Annotated in this window: 19 protein-coding genes; 11 read left to right on the top strand and 8 right to left on the bottom strand. The window is 42.4% G+C overall.

Annotation, left to right across the window (positions count from 1 at the left end; all coding sequences use genetic code 11):
• Positions 1-7: 7 nt before the first annotated feature.
• The 4 genes from CLV57_RS07475 (at position 8) to CLV57_RS07460 (ending at position 5,020) form a co-directional block, all read left to right on the top strand.
• Positions 8-709, top strand: coding sequence for a hypothetical protein (locus tag CLV57_RS07475; protein ID WP_100340688.1), 702 nt, complete (start codon positions 8-10; stop codon positions 707-709).
• A gap of 217 nt (positions 710-926) precedes the next feature.
• Positions 927-1,751: an acetylxylan esterase gene (locus tag CLV57_RS18340; protein WP_157799094.1), complete on the top strand. Its 825-nt coding sequence runs from the start codon at positions 927-929 to the stop codon at positions 1,749-1,751.
• Between the two features lie 48 nt (positions 1,752-1,799).
• A complete protein-coding gene (locus CLV57_RS07465; RefSeq protein ID WP_100340686.1) occupies positions 1,800-3,257 on the top strand; it encodes a family 43 glycosylhydrolase in 1,458 nt (485 codons plus the stop codon).
• A gap of 329 nt (positions 3,258-3,586) precedes the next feature.
• Positions 3,587-5,020: a carboxylesterase/lipase family protein gene (locus CLV57_RS07460; protein WP_100340685.1), complete on the top strand. Its 1,434-nt coding sequence runs from the start codon at positions 3,587-3,589 to the stop codon at positions 5,018-5,020.
• A gap of 592 nt (positions 5,021-5,612) precedes the next feature.
• Here the strand turns inward: CLV57_RS07460 and CLV57_RS07455 are convergent.
• Together CLV57_RS07455 and gpmI are read right to left on the bottom strand one after the other, a co-directional pair.
• Positions 5,613-5,795 carry a hypothetical protein gene (locus CLV57_RS07455; protein ID WP_100340684.1) on the bottom strand — a complete coding sequence of 61 codons (183 nt, stop codon included), beginning with the start codon at positions 5,793-5,795 and terminating at the stop codon, positions 5,613-5,615.
• 107 nt (positions 5,796-5,902) lie between these two features.
• Positions 5,903-7,426, bottom strand: a complete 1,524-nt coding sequence (gene gpmI, locus CLV57_RS07450; RefSeq protein ID WP_100340683.1) for a 2,3-bisphosphoglycerate-independent phosphoglycerate mutase — start codon at positions 7,424-7,426, stop codon at positions 5,903-5,905.
• An 85-nt stretch (positions 7,427-7,511) separates the two neighbouring features.
• Here gpmI and CLV57_RS07445 point away from each other — a divergent pair, with 85 nt between their 5' ends.
• From CLV57_RS07445 to CLV57_RS07415, 7 genes are all read left to right on the top strand, one after another.
• Entirely contained in the window at positions 7,512-7,901 is a 390-nt protein-coding gene (locus CLV57_RS07445; RefSeq protein ID WP_100340682.1) for a DUF4783 domain-containing protein, read from the top strand.
• Between the two features lie 85 nt (positions 7,902-7,986).
• Positions 7,987-8,673, top strand: coding sequence for a DUF4397 domain-containing protein (locus CLV57_RS07440; protein ID WP_100340681.1), 687 nt, complete (start codon positions 7,987-7,989; stop codon positions 8,671-8,673).
• A 52-nt stretch (positions 8,674-8,725) separates the two neighbouring features.
• The gene (locus tag CLV57_RS07435) at positions 8,726-9,298 is read left to right on the top strand and encodes an RNA polymerase sigma factor (RefSeq protein ID WP_157799093.1); all 573 of its coding nucleotides are present in this window, start codon (positions 8,726-8,728) and stop codon (positions 9,296-9,298) included.
• Positions 9,295-10,614: a hypothetical protein gene (locus CLV57_RS07430; RefSeq protein ID WP_100340679.1), complete on the top strand. Its 1,320-nt coding sequence runs from the start codon at positions 9,295-9,297 to the stop codon at positions 10,612-10,614. The genes CLV57_RS07435 and CLV57_RS07430 overlap by 4 nt, the downstream gene beginning before the upstream one ends.
• 83 nt (positions 10,615-10,697) lie before the next feature.
• A complete protein-coding gene (gene nadC, locus CLV57_RS07425) occupies positions 10,698-11,543 on the top strand; it encodes a carboxylating nicotinate-nucleotide diphosphorylase (protein ID WP_100340678.1) in 846 nt (281 codons plus the stop codon).
• Positions 11,544-11,660: 117 nt separating this feature from the next.
• Positions 11,661-12,308, top strand: coding sequence for a glycerol-3-phosphate 1-O-acyltransferase PlsY (gene plsY / locus CLV57_RS07420; RefSeq protein WP_100340677.1), 648 nt, complete (start codon positions 11,661-11,663; stop codon positions 12,306-12,308).
• 75 nt (positions 12,309-12,383) lie between these two features.
• Positions 12,384-13,178, top strand: a complete 795-nt coding sequence (locus CLV57_RS07415) for a M48 family metallopeptidase (protein ID WP_100340676.1) — start codon at positions 12,384-12,386, stop codon at positions 13,176-13,178.
• Positions 13,179-13,266: 88 nt separating this feature from the next.
• On the opposite strand, the gene CLV57_RS07410 is transcribed toward CLV57_RS07415, so the two are convergent.
• The 6 genes from CLV57_RS07410 to CLV57_RS07385 form a co-directional block, all read right to left on the bottom strand.
• Positions 13,267-15,165, bottom strand: a complete 1,899-nt coding sequence (locus CLV57_RS07410) for an amidophosphoribosyltransferase (protein ID WP_100340675.1) — start codon at positions 15,163-15,165, stop codon at positions 13,267-13,269.
• Positions 15,166-15,425: 260 nt separating this feature from the next.
• On the bottom strand, positions 15,426-16,733 hold the full coding sequence (locus CLV57_RS07405; RefSeq protein WP_100340674.1) for an ammonium transporter: 1,308 nt from the start codon (positions 16,731-16,733) through the stop codon (positions 15,426-15,428).
• 110 nt (positions 16,734-16,843) lie between these two features.
• The gene (locus CLV57_RS07400; protein WP_100340673.1) at positions 16,844-18,337 is read right to left on the bottom strand and encodes an NADH-quinone oxidoreductase subunit N; all 1,494 of its coding nucleotides are present in this window, start codon (positions 18,335-18,337) and stop codon (positions 16,844-16,846) included.
• Between the two features lie 4 nt (positions 18,338-18,341).
• Positions 18,342-19,946, bottom strand: a complete 1,605-nt coding sequence (locus CLV57_RS07395; RefSeq protein ID WP_100340672.1) for a complex I subunit 4 family protein — start codon at positions 19,944-19,946, stop codon at positions 18,342-18,344.
• A gap of 153 nt (positions 19,947-20,099) precedes the next feature.
• Positions 20,100-22,166, bottom strand: coding sequence for an NADH-quinone oxidoreductase subunit 5 family protein (locus CLV57_RS07390; RefSeq protein ID WP_245856895.1), 2,067 nt, complete (start codon positions 22,164-22,166; stop codon positions 20,100-20,102).
• A complete protein-coding gene (locus CLV57_RS07385) occupies positions 22,163-22,702 on the bottom strand; it encodes a hypothetical protein (protein ID WP_100340671.1) in 540 nt (179 codons plus the stop codon). Before CLV57_RS07385 ends, CLV57_RS07390 begins: the two co-directional genes overlap by 4 nt.
• Between the last annotated feature and the right edge of the window lies 1 nt (position 22,703).

Below are 22,703 nucleotides of genomic sequence, written 5' to 3'. Positions count from 1 at the left end.
ACCTTACATGAGATATTTAAGCCTGATGATAATTGCGCTGTTATTTTGCAGCTGCAAATCAAATAACATTGAAATTGAAGGTGTAGCATCCGGAGCAGATGGTGGCATTGTTACTATACAAGATGCCGTTGGAACATCATTACTTAACCAGGTTATTAAAGGCGGAAAGTTTACTGCAAAACAACTAATGCTACCGGCAAATGGTTATTACACATTGTCGGTACAGGAAGGAAACCATCCGCGCGATTTTGAAATTTATCTGGAACCGGGTAAATACAACATTGAGGTGCCAAAAGAAGAAGATCGCTATGTGAAAATACAAACCCAATCGATAATGCAGCAAGAACTGACCGCCTATTATAATATGGAGAATGAGATGGGCCAAAAAATAAGACGGGAGAACGCCATTTGGGTAGCTAAAATGAAAAACTCCAAAAGTGATCAGTTAACAGATAAAGAATTCAATTTTATACTGGAACGCGTTGAATCCGGACGACGACGCGAGTACGGGTTACATATAGCAGCTATGGATATGTTCATCAAAAAATATCCTGACAATATTATTATCCCTCACATTATCAGCAATATGGATTATAAACGCGACCCTATGCCCTACCTGATGTTGTACAACAAATTGGGGAGTGCCGCCAAAAACAGTTCGGAGGGTAGGCAAATTGGCTTAACCTTACAGGCTTTAGCAAAAAACTAATCACTATGGAATAGCATACATCCGGCTATTACATTTCCTTATCGCATTACATACCGCCCCATTGCGTTTTATTACCACCCCAGTAAATAACAAAGTTGTTACTTGTGTATATTAAGCGTAACAAACCCGAAGCAGAGGTCTTTTTTAGGGCCTCATTTTGTACGTTTGCTTAATCGATTTCGTGAATAAAACAACAACCTTTATACTAAAATCCATTATGAACAAAAAACACAAACACTTTTTGCCGGCTATAGCTTTTGTAGTTTTACTGGGATTGCAATTGAGTGCCGTGAATGCATTTGCCCAAGGCCCGGGTCAGGGTGGCCCTGGCGCTGGCGGTCCTGGTGCCGGAGGCCCCGGTGGACCAGGCGGACCGGGTGGCGCGCCACGCAGGTCAAACCTTCCTCCCATCCCTTTAGCGGAAGATACAACCCACAGCATTACCAAACACTTTACTCCATCTACTCCGGTTAAAAAAGCCCCTGACGCAAAAGGTTTTATTCAGCGCTGGCTGGTTTTAGATCCGGTAAAAAAGAATCTTCGTGGCAATAGTAGCATTACTGAAAGCTATCTTAAAACCACTTTTTCAACCGAGAACTTTTCGCAGGATTTTAACGCTGTTCCCAAAAACAATTCAACCGTAACTATAGCCGGGCAGGAATTACAGTGGCACGCGCTCGACAGCAAAGCTTTTAACTTCAATTTATATCACTTTAGCTATGCTACAAATAAACCTAAAGCCGGTGTGCTGTTTTGGTTAGTAACTGTAATTAACTGTACCGAGGATATTAAAAATGTTCGTTTGGCTGCAGGGGTTAACTCGGGTGGCGCGTTTTGGTTAAATGGTGAGCAGGTGTTGACCATTCCGGGCGATAAAGACATTATTGTTGACAACGTTGTATCTCCGCTTTTAACATTGAAAAAAGGCAAAAACATCGTTCGTGCTGCAATTTTGAACGGACAAGGCATGTGTAATTTTGTAGCGCGCTTTATTGATGAAAAAGGGCAGCCGGTTAAAAATTACACCCTTAGTTACGAATAAGAATTTGTTAATCCATTTAAGGTATCAAACTATCTGAACAGATTTATAATGAAAAAAAATAAAATAATAGGTCTTACTGCCATATTAGTAGCATCAATTACTCAAACGTTAACAGCACAAGTAGGCAGGCCCAACATACACGACCCATCAACCATAGTTGAAGATAAGGGCAAATACTACACCTTTGGCACAGGCGGCGGTGGCATCATGTCTGAAGATGGTTGGAAATGGACCGGCGGCGCGGTGCGCCCGGGTGGCGGTGCTGCGCCCGATGCCATGAAAATTGGCAACCGCTTTCTTATAGCTTACGGAGCAACCGGTGGTGGTGGCGACCATAAAGGTGCTATCTACACTATGTGGAACAATACCATGGACCCAAAATCGCCAGACTTTAAATACTCTGAACCGGTAGTGGTAGCTACTTCTGACGGTTACGAGGAAAATGACGCTATTGACCCGGGTTTATTTCTTGACCCAACTACCAACAGGTTATACCTGGTTTATGGCACCTATTTTGGCTACATCCGCCAGGTGGAGCTTGACCCTAAAACAGGCAAGCGCGTTGCAGGCAACAAGCCCATTAACGTAGCCATTGTTTGCGAAGCTGCCGATATGATCTACCACGATGGATGGTACTACCTTTTAGGCACACACGGTACCTGCTGTGCAGGCCCTAACTCAACTTACAACATTGTTATTGGTCGCTCAAAAAGCGTTAGCGGTCCGTTTATTGACAATGTGGGCAGAAGCATGCTGGAAGGCGGTGGTAAAGTAGTTGCTGCAACCACTAACGAGACTCTAATTGCTCCGGGTCACTTCGGTCGTATGGTTTTGGAGAATGGGGTTGAAAAAATGTCGTTTCACTGGGAGGCTGACCTTAACCAGGGTGGTGCAAGCGTTTTAGGCATTTTACCAATAGTTTGGAAAAACGGCTGGCCTACAGCAGGCGAGAATGTTAAAGCAGGTAACTACCTTATACAATCTGAACGCAGAGGTTACGGCCTGGAACTGGCTGTTGACCCTGTTGATATGCCACGCGGTGGCGGTATGGGCTTTGGCGGTAACCGTAATGCTGCTACAGGCCCGGTAAAACCGGTTCCGGTGCAGCAGGTTGCTGACGTGAACAAAAACTGGCCCGAAGGCGATATCAAAATCAGGATAAGCGATTATATGGGTCGCCCGCATCAAAAATGGAGCATTAGCCCCGCACCTGATTCAAGCGGTTACATTGGCGGACCCTACTATAAAATTGTAATTGCCGGAACAGACAGAGCATTGGCCGCAACCGCTAACCTTGATGTAGTAAGCGTACCCAAGTTTACCGGCGCGCCTGAGCAGTTATGGCGCATTGACCAGTTAACCGATGGCACCTATCGTATCATGCCTAAAGAAGTGCCTAACAGCAAAGAAAAACTTGCACTGGTATCGGTTGGTGACGGTACACCGGCTTTGGCTAAATTTGATTTCAACAGTGATAATTCTAAGTGGAACTTTAAGCTGCAATAGTTTTAGATCTATATTATGAAAAGGGCTTTCCGGTTTCGGGAAGCCCTTTTTTTGTTGTATGTGAATTTTATATTAAGGAGTTCCATCGTCTCACAGTGTATGTGAGACGATGCGAGACGATTATTGGCTCAAGACGCTGATCTTCAAAAGAATAACATTTTAGAGTGAAACGAAAATGAGACGGGTGAAACGATTTTTTAATGCTAACAACTGGTAGGTTTATATCCCTTACAACAACTTGCTTAATGAGTTTTTCTGATTAAATTGCATTTTATTTCTTTATAAATCAAACCACTTTTAACTAACCATCCAAAAAACCAATTACTTGTATGAAGAAATTATTTATCCCGTTTCTGTTCCTAGCTCTTGCAGGTTTTTTTGCCTCCTGGAGTGGAAAAGACACCAATCCGGTACTTACCGTTGAGGGAGGACAAATTAAAGGAGTTGCAACCCCCACTAAAGGAATTATTGCCTACAAAGGAATTCCATTTGCAGCTCCGCCTGTAGGCAACCTGCGTTGGAGAGAACCTCAGCCTGTATTGCCCTGGAAAGGCGTAAAAACAGCTGACAAATACGGAGCAGCAGCTATGCAGGTTGCCTGGGATCCGAACAGTTTTTATGGTAAAGAATGGCGTGCCAGCGGCAGTGCTCCGTTTAAGGAAGATTGCCTTTATCTGAATGTATGGACACCGGCAGCTGGCGAAAAAACTAAAAAACTTCCGGTTGCTGTGTGGATTCACGGTGGCGGCTACCGCGAAGGATTTGCTTTCGAACCTGAAATGGACGGAGGTGAAGATTGGGCTTCTCGCGGCGTAATTCTGGTATCTGTTACTTACCGTCTTGGAGTGATGGGCTTTTTCTCTCACCCGCTTTTGTCGGCTGAAAGCCCGAACAAAGTATCAGGCAATTATGGCTTGATGGATCAGGCAGCAGCCGTGAAATGGGTGTATAAAAACATTGAACAATTTGGTGGTGATCCTAAAAATATCACCATTTTCGGACAGAGCGCCGGTGCCGGTAGCGTACAATCTTTATGTGCTTCTCCTGTGTCTAAAAGCATGATAAGTAAAGCCATTAGCATGAGCGGTGGCGGACTTAATACAAATGGCAGGCCAGGACTTTCTTTAGACACTGCGCAACTACAAAACAAAAGAATGATGGATTACTTCGGTAAAAAAACGCTAACCGAAATGAGATCCCTATCTTTTGACGAACTGCTCCAAATGTCTCAAAAATACACTGAAGCTACCAAAATGCGTTTGACCTGGAGCCCGATTATCGACAACTACTTCTTAAAGAAAACTTTTTCGGAAGCTGCAATGGCCAGAGAGATACCAGATATCCCATATATGATTGGTTATACAGCTAATGACCTAAGTGACATGACCAAGCCAATTAGCGATTTTGCTGCATTGCGTGCAAGCCAGAGCACAAAGCCAACATATGCTTATCTATTTCAGCGTCAGCTTCCGGGCGATGCAAGTGGCGCTTTCCACTCTGCCGACCTCTGGTACATTTTCCATTCGCTACGCCACAGCTGGCGCCCCAATACAGCCGGCGACGAAGATTTAAGTAAGAAAATGGTTGACTTCTGGACAAATTTTGCTAAGTCAGGCAACCCTAATGGTAAACTGGAAAGTACCTGGAAACCTTATACCGCTCAAAATCCGCAATTTTTGTTGTTGGATGCAGATAAGGACAAGGCAGTACTTAGCATGACCGCAACTCCACAGTATAAGGGCAACGGCCTAAATAGAAAATAAAATATGCCGCTAACACAGTAGAAACAATCTCTTTTAAGACTTAGTTTATTAATAGAAATCGACAATTGCATCTCCCATTAGTTGATTGGAGATTAGTAAATAGAGATTAGTTTTGTCGCTACCAAACTAATCTCTATTCACCAATCCACTAATCACCAACAAAGTGTTCGGTTGTTGCAAAACTGTTGCACTCCTGTTGCGAACGAACACCTGTAGCTTTCCTTCGATAAGCTCAGGATGATAGTCCGACGTGGGAAGAAGAAGCAAATAAAAGCGGGTAAAGGCCTGTCAGGATGCGCGGCCGGGAGTATGGCCTGTGAAGTGGAAGCGGTCAGCCTGACTTGACTTTTTGGTTACTTTTGTGTCAAGACAAAAGTAACAGCCTCCGCGGCAATTGAGCGGTAATGAAGCGATAAGCCGAGCGATATAACGCCGTGCTACCTGTAGTTTCAATACCTATCGCTTCGGGATTGCTTCGTACCTCGCAAAGACGGTAGGGTAAATAAAAACAAAGCGGGTAAAGGCTTGTCGAAAAACCGAGCCACGGGTAAAGGCCTTGAGCGGGGAAGGTTTTTTTCGACTTGATGTTTGGTTACTTTGCATCTAAGGTAAAGTAACAGCCTCCGCGGCAATTGAGCGATAAGCCGAAGCGATAAGCCGAAGCGATATAACCGCCCCTGCTACCTGTAGTTTCATAACCTGTCTCTTCGGGATTGCTTCGTACCTCGTAAAGACAGTATAGAACAAGGTGTTCGGTTGTTTCAAACTGTTGCATTTCTGTCGCGAACGAACACCTGTACTTCGACAATCTCAAGATGACAAGTGGAATAAACAACAAAGCCGCACTTTTCAGCGCGGCTTTGCAAATAATATTAAAAAGGCTTACACCAAAACATTGCCGGTCATTTCGGCGGGGATGGTAATGCCTAACAGTTTTAATACGGTTGGCGCAACATCGCCCAGTTTACCGTCTTTTACGTGGGTAACGTCCTTGTCAATAACGATGCATGGCACCAGGTTAGTGGTGTGCGCTGTGTTTGGCGTACCGTCATCGTTTATCATGTAATCGGCGTTGCCGTGGTCGGCCAGAATAATGAAAGAGTAACCATTAGCTATACCTGTTTCAACCACCGCCTGTGTGCAAGCGTCGGCAGTTTCGGCCGCTTTAACTACCGCGCCGAATACACCTGTGTGGCCCACCATATCAGTATTGGCAAAGTTTAGTACTATAAAATCGGCCCAACGGCTTTCCAGTTCAGGGATGATAGCATCGCGGATACCTTCAGCACTCATTTCGGGCTGTAAATCGTAAGTAGCTACTTTAGGTGATGGGATCAATAAACGTTTTTCGTTATTAAATTCCTTCTCGCGTCCGCCTGAAAAGAAGAAAGTAACGTGCGGATATTTTTCGGTTTCAGCAATACGGATCTGGTTCTTGCCGGCATCCTGCAAAATCTCGCCTAAAGTTTTGGTCAGATCGTCTTTGGTAAATACCACGCTAACCCCCTGGAAAGTTTCATCATAGGTGGTCATGGTGATATAATGCAACTTAAGCGGTTGCAGGTTATACTCAGGAAAATCTTTTTGGGTAAGCGCAAGGGTTATTTCCCTGCCACGATCTGTACGGAAGTTAAAGCAGATCACCACATCGCCATCCTGAATAACGGCAAGGGGCTGCCCTGCTCCGTTGGTTTTTACCAAAGGCGGCATAAACTCGTCGGTAACATCCTGCTGATACTGGTTTTGAATAGCCTCGGTAAAGCTGTTAACGGCATGGCCAATGCCATGCACCATAACATCATAAGCCTGTTTAACGCGCTCCCAACGGTTATCGCGGTCCATTGCATAGTAACGACCTATAGCAGATGCCAGTTGCACTTTGGTGCCTGCAATATGCTGCTCCAATTCGGTTATAAAACCAACGCCCGATTTTGGGTCGGTATCACGGCCATCTAAAAAGGCGTGGATGTAAACTTTTTCCAGATCAAACTGACCAGCTGCATCGCAAAGGCCCATCAGGTGTTTAATGTGCGAGTGCACACCACCGTCAGACACCAGTCCGATAAAATGAACCGCTTTGCCGTTCTGCTTAGCATAATTGAAAGCATCCTGCAAAACCGGGTTTGACACCAGTTCGTTATCATTAACAGCTTTATTAATGCGGCCCAGTTCCTGGTAAACCACACGGCCGGCCCCCAAATTCATGTGTCCCACTTCTGAGTTACCCATCTGTCCGTCGGGCAAACCAACCGCCATGCCCGATGCTTCGAGTTTGGAGTTAGGATAAGTAGCTATCAAATGATTGAAAAAGGGCGTTTTAGCCGCTAATATGGCATTAGACTGATCTTTACGACCATATCCCCATCCATCTAATATAATTAATGCGAGTTTTTTTGTATTTTCCACATTGCAAATATAAAAGTAGCTTTGTATACATTATAATTTATAGCCACCCTATTTGCGCAAACGTTGTTACCTTAAGTAATTAGCTATGAAATTATTTTACCTTACTTTATTCGCTTTTTTGTTTTTACGCCCCTCGCCAACAGGCGCTGTTGATATTGTTGCCCAGCTTTTAGGCAAAGGCAACGTTACCGAACTCAGCAAACTCTTTGCTGCCGAAGTAGAAATTGGCGTTCCCGGCACCGACGAAGACACCTATAATAAAACCGCCGCTGCCGATATAATTACTAAATTCTTTGCACAAAACAAGCCGACCGGCAGCAAGGTGCTTCATAAAATAGCTACGGGCAACTTACAGTATGGCGTAGTAATTTTAAGCACCTCAAAAGGGCAGTACCGCGCATCCTTCAATGTAAAAGAAGAAAATGGTGTTACCCACTTACTTAAATTGCTAATAGAGGCTGATAAGGTTAAATAGATTTATTTAAAAAAAAAATTAAGATGGCTGTAGCGGTTTGTTAAGAGCTTACGTTTTACCACGGAGTTAACAAATATTTACTATTATGAAACACTTTAGATCATTAAAAAATTGGGCATTGTTAGGTGTTGTGGCTTTATTTGCAGTAAGCTGTTCTAAAAGCACAAACAACGAACCACTGCCGCCAATTGCCAATCTGGCTATTTACCAGGTGTCGCCGGATGCGCCTAAACTGGGTTTTAGATTAAACAACAGCGTTTTAAATAGCGATTCTGTACCATATGGCACTTACGGCTATTACTTTAACGCCATTGCCGGCAGCAGAGAACTTACCGCTTACCAACAAGGAACAAAAAAAGTAACCTCTACAATCGACCTTAAAGAAGGTGCTATTTATTCTGCATGGTTAACCGGCAGATGGGCAACGCCTGAGTTTGTGTTGATAGAAGATAAACTGGTGAATCCGTCATCAGGTAAAGCGCTTATCAGATTTGTTAATATGAGCATTGAGTCGCCTGCGCTTGACCTGGTAACCAACACAGGTACTGCTGTAGTGAGTGGCAAAACTTATAAAACAGCAAGCGAATTTGTTGAAATTGCGGGTGGGCAAAACTATAATTTTGTTATACGCGAAAATGGCAACACTACCGATAAAGTTGTACTTCCATCTGTAAGCATACAAAGCGGGCGTATTTATACCATTGCTGCAAGAGGCATTTATAACAGTACCGGCGCTACCGCTCTTGCAGGCGATGTGCTGATCAACTACTAAGCATAGCTGCTTTTTAATGCACTAAACTTAGGCGATGTTATGATATTTGCTTGTGCGAAATAAAGAGCTGACATTAGAAAAACTGATTGAGGGATGTATAAAAAAGGATTTCAGGAGTGAAGAACTTTTGTACAAAACTTATTTTGGTTATTTATCTGGTGTTGCCTACAGGTATACCAAAGAACGTAATGAGTCTGTTGAACTGATCAACGACTCATTCGTTCGTATTTTCAAAAAGCTGGACAGCTTCGCATTTAACGGTCCGCCCGAAGAGAAACAAAAAGCTTTTAAAGGATGGATAGGCCGTATTACCGCCAACATTGCAATTGACAGGATACGGGCCAAGCGAACGCTCATTTACCTGGAAGATATGGGCAACGATGTAAAGGCCGACGTTGCTTTTGAAACACCTGACACATTGAGCTACAAAGACATAACAACGCTAATTAGCAGCCTGCCCCAAATACAGCAGCTTATTTTTAACATGCACGAAATTGAAGGGTTTTCGCACGAGGAAATAGCCGTTAAACTAAATATTCCAGCCAGTACAAGCAGGGTATATTTAACCCGCGCCAAGGCAAAATTAGCAACACTTTACAACGCCGTAATGAGTACGTATCAATGAAAAACGAGCAGGAATTTTTTGGTGAGATAGAGAACGTGCTGCATGCTCACGAGGATGCTTACCTGCCCGGTGCGTGGGAAGAGTTTGTAAAAACCAAAAAACGCAGGCGCGGTTTAGTTTACCTGCGCGTTGCCGCCGCAGCTGCGGTGTTGTTGATGGCAGGTTACGCTGCATGGCTGTTTATGCCTGCTAAACCGGTTGCCAATAACAACCAAACCCAAATAAAGAATACCCCAAAAACACCCTATATCTATCCTAAAAATGGGCCGGGAACCGATAGCCTGACAACAGATCGGGCTATCGCCTCTCGGAAAACCCTGCAAGAACAGTTATCTGAAAACCCTGCTCCTGCTTTAAAGCAAAAAGTAACCGCGAGAAACTTTACAAACGATGTTTTTGTTGAAATACCGAAACAAGTGAACAAACGGGAAGAAATAACCGGCAGCAATAACAGTCAGGATATTGCTGCAACTGAACTTCCTGTTAAAACTGAAAATGCTACCACTGTTACACAACAACCCGATGCAACAAGTAACCAGACATCACCAGTTTTAGCTGCCGACCCACGCCGCTATGAAAGAGGTTCGCAACGCCTTAGTTATGATAGTTTGGCTAACCTTAATAAGCCCAAACTTGTTGCTTCAGAAAATAAAAAGAGTAATGCTTTAAGCTATTCGGTAATGGTTTCTCCATCAGTAGGAAATCAAAAAATGAATTTTGGTACCGGTGTTGAAGTGGCTTACAACATCAATAAAAACTTTGCCCTCAGCAGCGGTATAGCCTATGCTTATATGAATGCTGGCTCCAACAGAAGCGGCACGCCTACAGATGGTGTACAGGCGGATCTTAGGGGTTATAATTCAAATTATGCATCCTCATCGTTGGCATCGTCATTCAATACTTCTTCCTCCTCGCGTACAGTGCAAAGCGTGCAAATGGCCTTATCAGGGCTTGAACTACCTATCAGCTTTCAATATAAAACCAATAGCGGTTTTTATGTAAGTGCAGGTGTGTCTGCCATGTCGGTTATTCGCAATAATATATCATATGATTACCTGGATAGCCGCACAGTAAGCACTTCATCGGGCAAAGGCTTGGCTCCTACCATCAGCGTTATAACCGAGAAAACAACCCAGCAAAGCACCGAAACCGTTGGCGGATTTATTGGCTTCTATACCTTCTCGGCAGGTAGAAAAGTAAGCTTTGGTAAGGGCAAACTCAACATAGCCCCGTTTATTAAAGTGCCGTTTAACCGTGTTTCGTCAGAAAACCTCCAGTTGATGCATGGCGGTGTTCAATTAGGATTCGGGTTTTAACCGTCCCGTTTCATCTTCCTTTTTTACAAGTTGCTCACATCCAAAAAATGTTTTTACTTTTGCGCTTTAAAACAAGGTAAAATTTGGATACTGAACTTTTACAACAGTTTATACAAAATGCCCTTGCCGAAGATGTTGGCGATGGCGACCACACCTCTTTAGCTACTATTCCGCAAGGAACAAAAGGCAAAGCCAAACTTTTAGTTAAAGAAGAAGGCGTTATAGCGGGCGTAGAGCTGGCATTACTGATATTTAAAGAGGTTGACCCATCATTGGTTGTTGACGTTCTGATCAAGGATGGAGAAAAGGTAAAAGTTAAGGATATTGTGTTATGGGTGGAAGGTGATGCCCAAAACATTTTAAAAGCAGAGCGCCTTGTGCTTAACTGCATGCAGCGCATGAGCGGCATTGCTACCAAAACGCGTCACATTGTTGACCTCCTTAGCGGAACCAATACCAAAGTTTTAGATACCCGTAAAACAACACCCGGCATGCGCTACCTTGAAAAATGGGCTGTGCGCATTGGAGGTGGCGTTAATCATCGTTTTGGTTTGTATGACATGATACTGATCAAAGACAACCATGTTGATTACTCCGGTGGTATCAAAAACGCTATACAGAACACGCATCAGTATCTGGCCGACCACAACAAAAAACTGGCTGTTGAAATTGAAGTGCGTAATCTTGACGAGTTGGAACAGGTTATTGCAACCGGCGGCGTTGACAGAATTTTGTTAGACAATTTCAATTTTGAAAATCTGAAACAAGCTGTAAACATTATAGAAGGGCGCTACATAACTGAAGCCTCGGGCGGAATTACTATCGATACAGTGCGGGATTTTGCCAATTGTGGTGTTGATTACGTTTCGTTAGGCGAACTTACTCATTCTGTTAAAAGTCTGGACCTTAGTTTAAAAGCCGCTTACTAAAGCTATTTAGTTCAACAACGGGGATATTATACAGATTTTTTAAAAAATATTACCGAGGCCCCTTAAATATTATTAAACTTGTTAGGTGTACTGATCACCTGTAATGTTGTTTTTTGAATGATAAATATCTATTCAGTTTCCGTACTTATTTTGGCCTATTTATTTGGCTCGATCCCTACGGCTGTGTGGATAGGACAAGCTTTTTTTAACATAGATGTAAGGGAATACGGCAGTGGCAATGCAGGCGCTACCAATACTTTCAGGGTATTAGGAAAAAAAGCCGGTATTCCGGTGATGCTGCTGGATATTTTAAAAGGCTGGACAGCTACCAATCTGGCCTACATGATAGGCATTTCTACAACAGGGCCGTACGGCTCAATATCCTTCACAAATTTTCAGCTCGCTTTAGGTATTGCAGCAGTTATGGGGCACCTGTTCCCTGTGTTTGCCGGTTTTAGAGGAGGCAAAGGCATTGCTACACTTTTTGGCATGATACTCGCCATTAACCTGCCGTCTGCATTGCTTTGTGTATCAGTATTCATTGTTGTTTTACTCATTACCAGATATGTATCATTGGGATCTATAATGGCGGGCTTTACCTATCCCATAGGAGTAACATTCATCTTCCCCACTTACATCAAATCTGTAATTATTTACGGCATGTGCATGTGCGTTTTAATATTGGTAACCCACCAAAAAAATATTGAGCGCTTAATAAGAGGCAAAGAGTCAAGAGTTAACTTTTTCAAGAAAAAGCAACTTTAATTTTCTAAACAAACATTATTATTAATATTGAGTTGTATAGAAAAAATATCTATCTGTGGTGACATTTAAAATATTATGAAACTAACAAAACTTATCCCGGCGCTTCTATCAGTCACTTTTATTTATTCCTGCTCAACAGTGCCTTTAACCGGCCGTAAGCAGTTAAGTTTAGTTGACGATTCGCAAATCAATCAGGCTGCTGCCTCAAGTTATCAGCAGTTGCTTTCCAGTCCCGAAACTAAAGTTATTGCCAGCGGTACCGACGCGCAACGTGTTAAGCGTATTGGTCAGCAGTTGGCTGTAGCCATTGAGCGGTACCTGCAACAAAACGGTTATGCCGATCAATACAAATTCTCTTGGGAATTTAACCTGATACAAAGCAAAGAAGTTAACGCCTGGTGTATGCCGGGTGGTAAAGTGGCTGTTTACAGCGGAATTTTGCCTATTACACAAAATGATGCCGGTTTAGCGGTGGTTATGGGCCACGAAATTGCCCACGCTATTGCACGTCACTCTGCAGAACGCATGTCGCAGGAGATGGCTGCGCAGGCAGGTGGCAGCATTGTTGGTGCAGCAACTAATAATAAATCATCGGCAAATATTATTAATGCATTATACGGTGTTGGTGGCCAGTTAGCGCTGTTAAAATATGGCCGCGACCAGGAAACAGAAGCTGACCGTTTAGGTTTAACCTTTATGGCTATGGCCGGCTATAACCCTAATGAAGCAGTTACTTTTTGGCAACGTATGGCAGCACAAAAAAACGGTGCCTCTCAGCCTGAATTTTTGAGCACCCACCCTGCCGATGAAACACGTATTGCCAACATCAAAAAGGCAATTCCGGAAGCAATGAAGTATTATAAAAAATAATAACTTCAACAGTTATTATATAAAAAGAGCGATGAGTATAATACTCATCGCTCTTTTTTATTTTGCACTTTGCCTTTAGGCTTAAATATTACATATAAGCACGTTGGTTCTTTCCTTCCATCCAGTTAACAAAAGCGCGGTTAACCACTTTATTGCCACCCGGGGTTGGGAAGTTACCAGAGAAATACCAGTCGCCTGTATGATCAGGACATGCTTTGTGCAGGTTATCTAATGTTTGGTAAATTACGTGCACTTCGCAATTGATCTCTTTTGGTGTAATGATCTTCGCTATCCTGTCAGATATTTCCTGATCAGTAAACGGCTCGTAGATAGCCTTTACATAGTTCTGCGCCTGCTCTTTAGGCAATTTAGCGCTATCCTTACATTTCTGATAAGTTTCAAGAATAATATTCTCTTTGCCTTGCTCTTTTAACAGACTGATGGCTGCCTCAAAAGCTACGAACTCACCCATTCTTGACATGTCAATACCATAGCAATCAGGGTAACGGATTTGCGGCGCTGATGATACCACAATGATCTTTTTAGGACCTAAACGATCAAGTATCTTTAAAATACTTTGCTTTAACGTAGTACCACGCACTATCGAGTCATCTAAAATAACCAATGTATCGGTGCCGTCTTTGATAAGCCCGTAGGTACTGTCGTACACGTGAGCAACCATTTCACTACGGTCGGCATCCTGTGTAATAAAAGTACGCAACTTAACGTCTTTAATAGCGATTTTCTCTACCCGAGGCGCCATACTCAGCACTTCTGATAACTCTTCCTCGCTGATCTTATCTTCGCGGTTTAAAAGCCTTTCGCGTTGGTATTGTTTGATATATTTATGTACGCCTTCCACCATGCCATAAAAAGCCACTTCGGCAGTGTTTGGTATGTATGAGAAAACCGTATTTTTTATATCATTATTAACAGCACTTAATATTTGCGGGCAAAGTAAACGGCCCAGTTGTTTACGCTCACGGTAAATAGCAGCGTCGCTACCCCTTGAAAAATAGATGCGCTCAAATGAGCAGGCTTTTCTTTCCTGAGGCTCGCTGAACATAGCCTCGGTTATCTTACCGTCTTGCTTAACTATAAGTGCGTGGCCCGGCTTTATCTCCTTAATATCTCCAATTGGTATATTAAACGCCGTTTGCAATGCAGGACGTTCTGAAGCAGCCACTACTATTTCGTCATTATAATAATAATAAGCCGGACGAATACCTGAAGGATCGCGCATAACAAATGCATCGCCATGACCAAATATACCGGCTATGGTATAACCACCATCCCAGTTACGGGCAGATTTGGTGAGGATTTTGGCAACGTCCATGTCGCGTGCAATCAGTTTGCTTATTTCCCTGTTATCATCTAAACCTTCGCGTTTGTATTGGTCAAACAAACCCTGGTTTTCAGTATCTAAAAAATGGCCTATCTTTTCCAACACAGTAACTGTGTCTGCCTTTTCTTTAGGATGCTGACCAAGATCATACAACTGCTGTAACAACTCGTCAACATTGGTCATGTTGAAGTTACCGGCAATTACGAGGTTACGGGTCATCCAGTTGTTTTGGCGCAGAAAAGGGTGACAGCTCTCAATACTGTTCTTTCCGTGCGTGCCGTAGCGCAGGTGACCTAATAACACCTCGCCGGTAAAACTAACGTGCTCTTTTAGCCAGTCGCCATCAGCAAGCTTTTCAGGAGATAAATCAGCAAAACGTTTTTGAATGTATTCAAAAATGTCGGCCACTGCATTGGATGCCATTGACCTATGGCGACTGATGTATCGCTTGCCCGGCTCAACATCCAGCTTAATAGTAGCAACCCCCGCACCATCCTGGCCGCGGTTATGTTGTTTTTCCATTAAGAGGTACAGTTTGTTTAGCCCGTACAGCGCAGTGCCGTATTTTTGCTGATAATAAGAGAGTGGCTTTAGTAAGCGGATAAATGCCACACCGCATTCATGTTTAATCTGATCGCTCATGATTTGTAATGAGCACGCAAAGTTATAACTTTATTATAAACTTGCGTTAAAGTGTTTGTCATTAAATAGTATTAATATGTTTGAACAATGATTAGTAGTCTATTACATTCATTGTATCTGCGCAATCGATTTTCACAGGTTATTTAAACAAAAAAACCGGCGCGAGGCCGGTTTCTATTTGTCTGAACCATGATTTGTAAGATTAAAGGATCTGCTTGATCGCAATACCAACTACAAATCATTAAATCCTATAATCAAGATTATAGCTTCTCGCCGTGCTGGCTTAAGTCCAAACCAATATTTTCGTCTTCGGCAGAAACGCGCAATGGAGAGATCATGTCGGTAATTTTAAGCAAAAGCATTGATCCGAAGAACGCGAACAATGATGTAATAACCAAAGCAAACAACTGAACAAGGAACAAATGAGTTTCACCAAAAAATAAGCCGTTACCTGTAGTATTAGCTCCGTTCACATTAGTATGTGCAAAAACACCGGTTAACAACATACCTACCATACCGCCTACACCATGGCAAGGAAATACGTCAAGCGTATCATCAATTGAAGTACGTGTGCGCCATACCACAACCAGGTTACTTATAACTGATGATATGATACCGATAGCTAAAGAGTGTGGTACTGATACAAAACCTGCTGCAGGCGTAATAGCTACCAAACCCACAACCGCGCCAATACAAGTACCCATTGCTGATGGTTTACGACCGCGCAACATATCAAAAAATATCCAGGCTACACCACCAGCCGCTGAAGCGGTTGTACTGGTGGCCAAAGCTGTTACTGCTAAATGGTTAGCCCCAAAAGCCGAACCGGCATTGAAACCAAACCAACCAAACCATAATAAACTGGTACCAATTATTACGTAAGTTATACGTGCAGGAGAATGGCTTTGCTCGTTACGTTTCTTTAAAAATAAAGCCGAGGCCAACGCCGCCCAACCTGCAGACATGTGCACAACCGTACCACCGGCAAAGTCAAGCACGCCCATTTTATACAACAGCCCGCTTGGGTGCCATGTGGCGTGCGCCAAAGGCGAGAATATAAATATGCTGAAAAGGCATAAAAACAAAATGTAGGAGTTAAAGCGGATACGCTCTGCAAATGCTCCTGTAATAAGTGCCGGCGTAATAATTGCGAACTTTAACTGATACATAGCAAATAACAATAACGGAATAGTTGGAGCACTTGGCCAGGTGTTGTTGCTCAACATCCCCTTCATCATAAAAAATGTTGATGGGTTGCCTATGATGCCTCCTATGCTATCGCCAAAAGCTAAACTGAAGCCGAATATTCCCCACATAACAGTAATGATTACCATACACACCACGCTTTGAAGCATAGTTGAGATAACGTTCTTTTTGTTAACCATACCACCGTAAAAGAATGCCAAACCCGGGGTCATGATCAAAACCAGTGCGGTTGACATCAGCATCCAGGCGGTATCTCCTGTGTCGTAAGTAGACTTGGCCGTGGTGTCAACATCAACTGATGGAAAAATAAATGTTAATACCAGCGCAATCAGTATTAAAATAAAGGGAACGTAACGCTTCATTTAAATAAATAGTTATAAAATTGAAAAATTGGCTGAAATTATGATTTAAATCACATATAAGTGAAATTAAATTCAATTTTATTGATAAATGTTAATAAAAACTAACGTTTTTATAATAAATTTATAATAACTGAAGGAAAAATACCGAAAAACACCAAAGCAGCGCTTGCTATAATAACCAACACTAACAAATTGAACGGAGCAACAGGTGAGTCAATTAATGGTGAGCGTCTCAAAAACAAATGAAGCGGAATTTTTATGTAGTAAAAAAGTGATACAACCGTAGTAATTGCACCCGTTGTAGTTAAAAGAAGCAGAAATATGTCGTGATTTTGTTGATAAACGCCATAAACTGATGAAAACACCAATAATTTAGCGTTGAAACCTGCCGTTACCGGCAATCCGGTTAAAGAAATTAGTATTATAACGAAGCAAATGGAGGCAGCCGGATATTTGTAACCTAAACCTTCATAAGTCTTAATATCATCTGAATTAGTGATATAAGTAAAATAACTTACCAATGCCAGTGCAGCTATATTGGCTACAGCATAAACGGCTAAATAAAACACCAAGGTTTTAATACCTTCATCACTAAAGGTAACAATGGCCATTAATGCAAAGCCGGTATGCCCTACGCTTGAGTAGGCCAGCATACGTTTGGCATTAGTTTGCATTACAGCCGCAAAGTTACCGGCAATCATGGTAGCTATACCAATTACAGACAACGCCAGTTTAAAATCAAATGATCTCCACGCTGGCGAGAAAATAAAAGGTGTTAAAAAGTTGATCAGTAAGCCAAATGCCGCAATTTTAGGAACAGTAGATAACCATGCGGTGATTGGTGTTAGTGCTCCCTGGTAAACATCCGGTACCCAAAAGTGAGCCGGCACGAAAGAAAGTTTAAAGGCTATCCCTACTAAAACCAGTACCATAGCAAAGGAAACTGCCACAGCATTAGCTTTGCTTAAACCATTCACAAATGCCGGATCAAACAAACTTAGAGAACCACCAGCGCCGTACAGCAAGGAGATGCCATATAACATTATGGCCGAAGCTGCGGCTCCAAACAAAACATATTTAAGACCAGCCTCTGCACTAAAAGCATTTTCTGAACGGTAGGCTACTAACAAATATGAAGCGATAGAAACCATCTCTACGGCCAGATAAACTGACAGCAGGTTGGAGGCCATGGTCATTAAATGCAAACCAAATATTGATGCTATTGTAATTGAGTAAAGGTCGCCGAGGCCTTTTGCATGGAGTTTTAGTTTTTTATCCCAATTGAAGTGTAAGATCAGCGCAAAAGCTGACAGATCAATTATCAATCTGAACAGTAACGATGTGCGGCTTTGAAGCAGCATATCACCAAACATAAAAAAGCTGTCCTTTATCTCAACTAACTGACCTAAAACCTGTATTGCAACAGCAGCAATCCCCATCAAAGCAAGCGCTTTGCAAACTGTAGGATAGATTTTGCCAATGAACAAATCAGCAAGCAGTACTACCACAAACACCGCAGCAAGGTAGATCTCCGGAACGAAATATTTCAGATCGCTCAGTATGCCTTGTAGTTGTGTTGGTATGTTAGGTAAAAGCTCGTACATTTAATTATTTTCCTATCTGTAAAAACTGCACCAGCGCCAATACCGAATCATTCAATTTATCAAACACCAGCGAGGGCATTACACCTAAAATCAAAGTAGCAGCAGCTAACGGTATCAAGGCAAATAATTCGCGCCGGTTAAGATCAACCAAAGCCGCTTTCCAAACGTCGCCCCCTTTTAAAGACAGCGAGCCGAAGAAAATCCGCTGCAAGGTCCATAAAAAGTAACATGCGCTGAACAATATACCAATGGCACCACATACGGCCAGCCAGTAAGGCAACAACCCGTTAACCGATGGCGATTTAAATGCTCCTGCCAGTGAGAAAGCCTCTGCAATAAAAGCTGAAAAGCCTGGTAAACCTAATGATGCGAAAAAAGCAATCATGATGAATACGGTAAACTTTGGCATTAAGCTGGCTAACCCTCTGAAGTTATAAATATCTCTATCGTGTACCCTGTTGTATACCACTCCTACCAGGTAAAATAACATGGCCGATAAGAAACCGTGGCTCACCATCTGTATTACCGCACCACTTAAGCCTTCCGCAGTCTGCGAAGCAAGGCCTAATAACACAAAACCCATTTGCGATACTGATGAATAGGCGACAACTTTTTTCAGATCGCGCTGTGCCAAGGCATTGAACGCTCCATATAATATGGAGATAACGCCGAGTAATCCCAACCAAAAAGCGCCTGATATGGCAACATCCGGAAAAATACCCATACAAATACGGATAATTCCATACCCTCCTATTTTTAGCAGGATTGCCGCCAGAATGATGGAAACGGGTGTTGGCGCCTCTACGTGCGCATCGGGTAGCCAAGTATGTAATGGAACAACCGGCACTTTAATGGCAAACGCAACAAACAGCACTATGAAACCAATTACACGGGCAGGTACGCCAAAGAAGGTATGCTGCGCTATTACAGAAAATATTGAATCGGGACTGTAGTTAGCCGGATTCATCATCTGCACTATATTGAATGTATGATTGCCTGTTGAAGGATCGGTAACTGAAAGGTACAAACCTATCATTACCAACAACATAAACACCGAGCCAAATAGCGTATATAAAAAGAACTTAATAGCTGCATATTCCCTTCGCACACCTCCCCACATCCCTATCAGGAAGTAAAGCGGAAGCAGCATCAACTCGTAAAAGATATAAAACAGGAAGAAATCCAACGCGCAAAAAACACCTATTACGGCCATATCCAGCACCAGGAATAAGATGAAATACCCCTTCAGATTGCTTTTTATTTCCCATGATGATATGGCTGCTATCACCATTACCAGCGATGCCATAACTAATAGTGGTAAAGAAACCCCGTCAATCCCTACAAAATAATCGATCTGCATAGTGCCCAGCGTACCCAGGTTAAGATTGATCCACGGTACCTTCTGTACAAACTGATACTGTGCCTCGTTGGTCACGCCGGCAAATTCATGGCCGGTTTTAAAATTGAGATAAATGAAAATGCTGATTCCCAACTGAACCAAAGTAGCCAGTAAGGTAATATACCTGAAGGTGCGGCGCCAGTCTGACGGGATCAGGGCTATAACAACACCGAACAGTAAAGGAATAAATATCAGCAGCGTGAGAATCATTTTAGAGTTAAGCTTTTAGAATTAAGATTTAAGATTCTCAATGATTGAAATATACAAACTAAGATACGCGCTGCAGCATAAAAAAGATCTGAATCATTCTTTTCATCTTTTTTCAAACGCGATTTAAAAATCTTAATTCTCATATCTAATGTCTTAAATCTTAACAATTAAGTAAATAAACAACAGTAGCACTATGGCTACCATGCTAAACAGGTAGTATTGTATTTTACCGCTTTGAAAATAGCGGATAAAATTACCTATTACCTGGACTATAAATGTTGCCAGTCTTGACACGCCGTCTATTACATAATAGTCAAACCAGGCGGCAACTTTTGAAAGCGCTATGGCTGTGTTGGATAATAAATGTACAAAACCATCAATTATATTACGGTCAAACCATGATAAAGCACGACTGGCAGCCAATACTCCTCCAACAATAATCTTATTGTAAAAGGCATCAATATACCACTGGTTGTAGCTCAGTTTAAACAAGAAGCTATGTTGCGGGGCCGACCATGAATTGCGCTTTACGTAAACCGCATAAGCAAAATAAATTACAAAAACGCTTACTATGTTAACCCCAAGCGGGACAATGGTGTGGTAAATATTAGCCCTGTCTAAAGCTGTCTCTACCGAAAAGCCGCGGAATACCCAGGCATTTTCGTATGAAACAGGATTAAGCGAAAATATTGGGAACAAACTACAGGCCGCTAAAAATAACAGAGGCGCTTTATATTGCCAGCTACCATCGCTGATGTGAAAATGTAGATTGGGATGTACCTTCTCCAGTTTAAACTCGCCAAAGAACACCTTAACAATTAAGCGCGATACATAAAAAGCGGTTAATCCTGTTGTAAGTATGGCCCCTACAGGCAACAGCATGTACCAGAAACCGCGTTGCTCGGCCCAGTCAAATGATTGAATAAGGATACCATCTTTTGACAGATAACCCGACGTAAGCGGCAATCCTATCAAAGCGGCTGCACCAATCAGCGCTGTCATAAACGTGAACGGCAGTTTTTTACGCAGTCCGCCCATGTTCAGTATGTTCTGCGGATCTATGTCTAACTTGTTGTCATCCTTTATATGGGCCATTTCATGGATAACAATACCTGCTACCAGAAACAGTAAACACTTAAAGAAGGCATGCGTGATTAAATGGAATAGCGACGATGCATAAGCGCCTATGCCCATAGCCATTACCATAAAACCTAATTGCGATATGGTTGAATAAGCCAAAATGCGTTTTAAGTCGTTTTGTGTTAAGGCGATGGTAGCAGCCATAAAAGCTGTAAAGCAACCTATAGCAGCCAAAATATCTAACTCTGTAGGCGTAAACAAAGGATATAACCTGCCCAAAAGAAAAACGCCGGCTGCAACCATAGTTGCAGCGTGAATAAGCGCTGATACAGACGTTGGGCCTTCCATGGCATCCGGCAACCATGTGTGCAACGGAAACTGAGCCGTTTTAGCTGCTACAGCTAAAAATATACCACCACAGGCTACATATTGCCAAAACACCGGCAATGTTGTACTGGCGCCTATCCAAAGACCATTCTCGGTTTGTGCTTGCGCTATTAAGCCATAGCTGCCAAACAACTGGTTGAGATCAAAGCTGCCTGATTGTACAAAAATGATTAGCAGGGCAATGAGTAAACCAACATCACCAATGCGGTTCATGATAAAGGCTTTTTTATTGGCCAGTACAGCTTTCTCTTTAGTGAACCAAAAACCAATTAGCAGGTAAGACGAGAAACCAACCAACTCCCAGAACACGTAGAACAGTATCATACTATCGGCCACAACCAAGGCCAGCATACTGAAACAGAATAAGCTTAAGTAGGTAAAATAACGTTTGTAGCGCTCATCATACTTCATGTAAGCGGTGGAGTAAATATGCACCGGTAAAGCAATGGCTGGCACAAGCAAAAGCATTATTACAGAGTGATTATTTAACCACAAGCCCGCATATAAATTAGTAGTGCCAATAGTGAACCATTTAACCTGCCAGTGCAACTGTGGTTGGTTCCACAAATTGATGAACACGATTATAGCGCAAACCAGGCTGCTTAAAATAGCGAAGGTTGATACCCAACCCGCTGCTTTATTGGTTTTTCGCGGCAAACAAACATTAACAAAAAACGCCAGCAAAGGCATAAGTACTGCTACCAATGCCAGGCACAGCGTTAAAGCTTGTTGATATGGTTGAAAGGTGTTCAATTAAGCAAACCTGTTATGTTATTTATTTTTTGAGTGGTACTTATTAATACCGCGCCATTGTGTGCCGATGCTCCAAATCTACTTACAGCATCATTAGCTTGTAAAATGTCTACGTTTTGAATAGCGTAAGGGCTTATCGCCTCCAAATTTCCTTTATACGTAACATGATTGATTACCACTAAAGGCTTCTTTGTTTTGACGAATTCTGCAATGGATTTAAACCGTTCGGTAGACATCTTAAGTCTATCCTCATTTATCATAGCAAATAGCACAGCCCCATTTTTACCTTCTTCACCAAACACACTTACTGCGTCTTCCGCTTTCATAACGCTAAAATGGTCTATGCCAAATACATCTATATCTTCAAGCCTACCACTATAACTTTTTCCATCTAACATAATTAGCGACCTGTCTGATTGCTTAGGTGCGCTTTTAAGTACGAGTTTATTTTGTTTGTTTATGTACACGGAATCTTTTACCTGCGCCGAAGCATCTACGTAATAAATTAAAGAAAATAACAGTATAAGTATTCTCATA

Origin of the sequence: Mucilaginibacter auburnensis, assembly GCF_002797815.1 — a bacterium.
Taxonomy (GTDB): Bacteria; Bacteroidota; Bacteroidia; order Sphingobacteriales; family Sphingobacteriaceae; genus Mucilaginibacter; species Mucilaginibacter auburnensis.
The sequence above is the reverse complement of the archived record's forward strand: the minus strand, read 5'-3'. Positions and strand labels throughout refer to the sequence as shown.

Coding starts and splice junctions, on each gene's coding strand:
- CLV57_RS07415 (WP_100340676.1), top strand. CDS start 12,384: ATGAAACTAACAAAACTTATCCCGGCGCTTCTATCAGTCACTTTTATT.
- CLV57_RS07475 (WP_100340688.1), top strand. CDS start 8: ATGAGATATTTAAGCCTGATGATAATTGCGCTGTTATTTTGCAGCTGC.
- plsY (WP_100340677.1), top strand. CDS start 11,661: ATGATAAATATCTATTCAGTTTCCGTACTTATTTTGGCCTATTTATTT.
- CLV57_RS07440 (WP_100340681.1), top strand. CDS start 7,987: ATGAAACACTTTAGATCATTAAAAAATTGGGCATTGTTAGGTGTTGTG.
- CLV57_RS07455 (WP_100340684.1), bottom strand. CDS start 5,795: ATGCAACAGTTTGAAACAACCGAACACCTTGTTCTATACTGTCTTTAC.
- CLV57_RS07410 (WP_100340675.1), bottom strand. CDS start 15,165: ATGAGCGATCAGATTAAACATGAATGCGGTGTGGCATTTATCCGCTTA.
- CLV57_RS07445 (WP_100340682.1), top strand. CDS start 7,512: ATGAAATTATTTTACCTTACTTTATTCGCTTTTTTGTTTTTACGCCCC.
- CLV57_RS18340 (WP_157799094.1), top strand. CDS start 927: ATGAACAAAAAACACAAACACTTTTTGCCGGCTATAGCTTTTGTAGTT.
- CLV57_RS07395 (WP_100340672.1), bottom strand. CDS start 19,946: ATGATTCTCACGCTGCTGATATTTATTCCTTTACTGTTCGGTGTTGTT.
- CLV57_RS07405 (WP_100340674.1), bottom strand. CDS start 16,733: ATGAAGCGTTACGTTCCCTTTATTTTAATACTGATTGCGCTGGTATTA.
- CLV57_RS07430 (WP_100340679.1), top strand. CDS start 9,295: ATGAAAAACGAGCAGGAATTTTTTGGTGAGATAGAGAACGTGCTGCAT.
- CLV57_RS07385 (WP_100340671.1), bottom strand. CDS start 22,702: ATGAGAATACTTATACTGTTATTTTCTTTAATTTATTACGTAGATGCT.
- CLV57_RS07400 (WP_100340673.1), bottom strand. CDS start 18,337: ATGTACGAGCTTTTACCTAACATACCAACACAACTACAAGGCATACTG.
- CLV57_RS07460 (WP_100340685.1), top strand. CDS start 3,587: ATGAAGAAATTATTTATCCCGTTTCTGTTCCTAGCTCTTGCAGGTTTT.
- CLV57_RS07465 (WP_100340686.1), top strand. CDS start 1,800: ATGAAAAAAAATAAAATAATAGGTCTTACTGCCATATTAGTAGCATCA.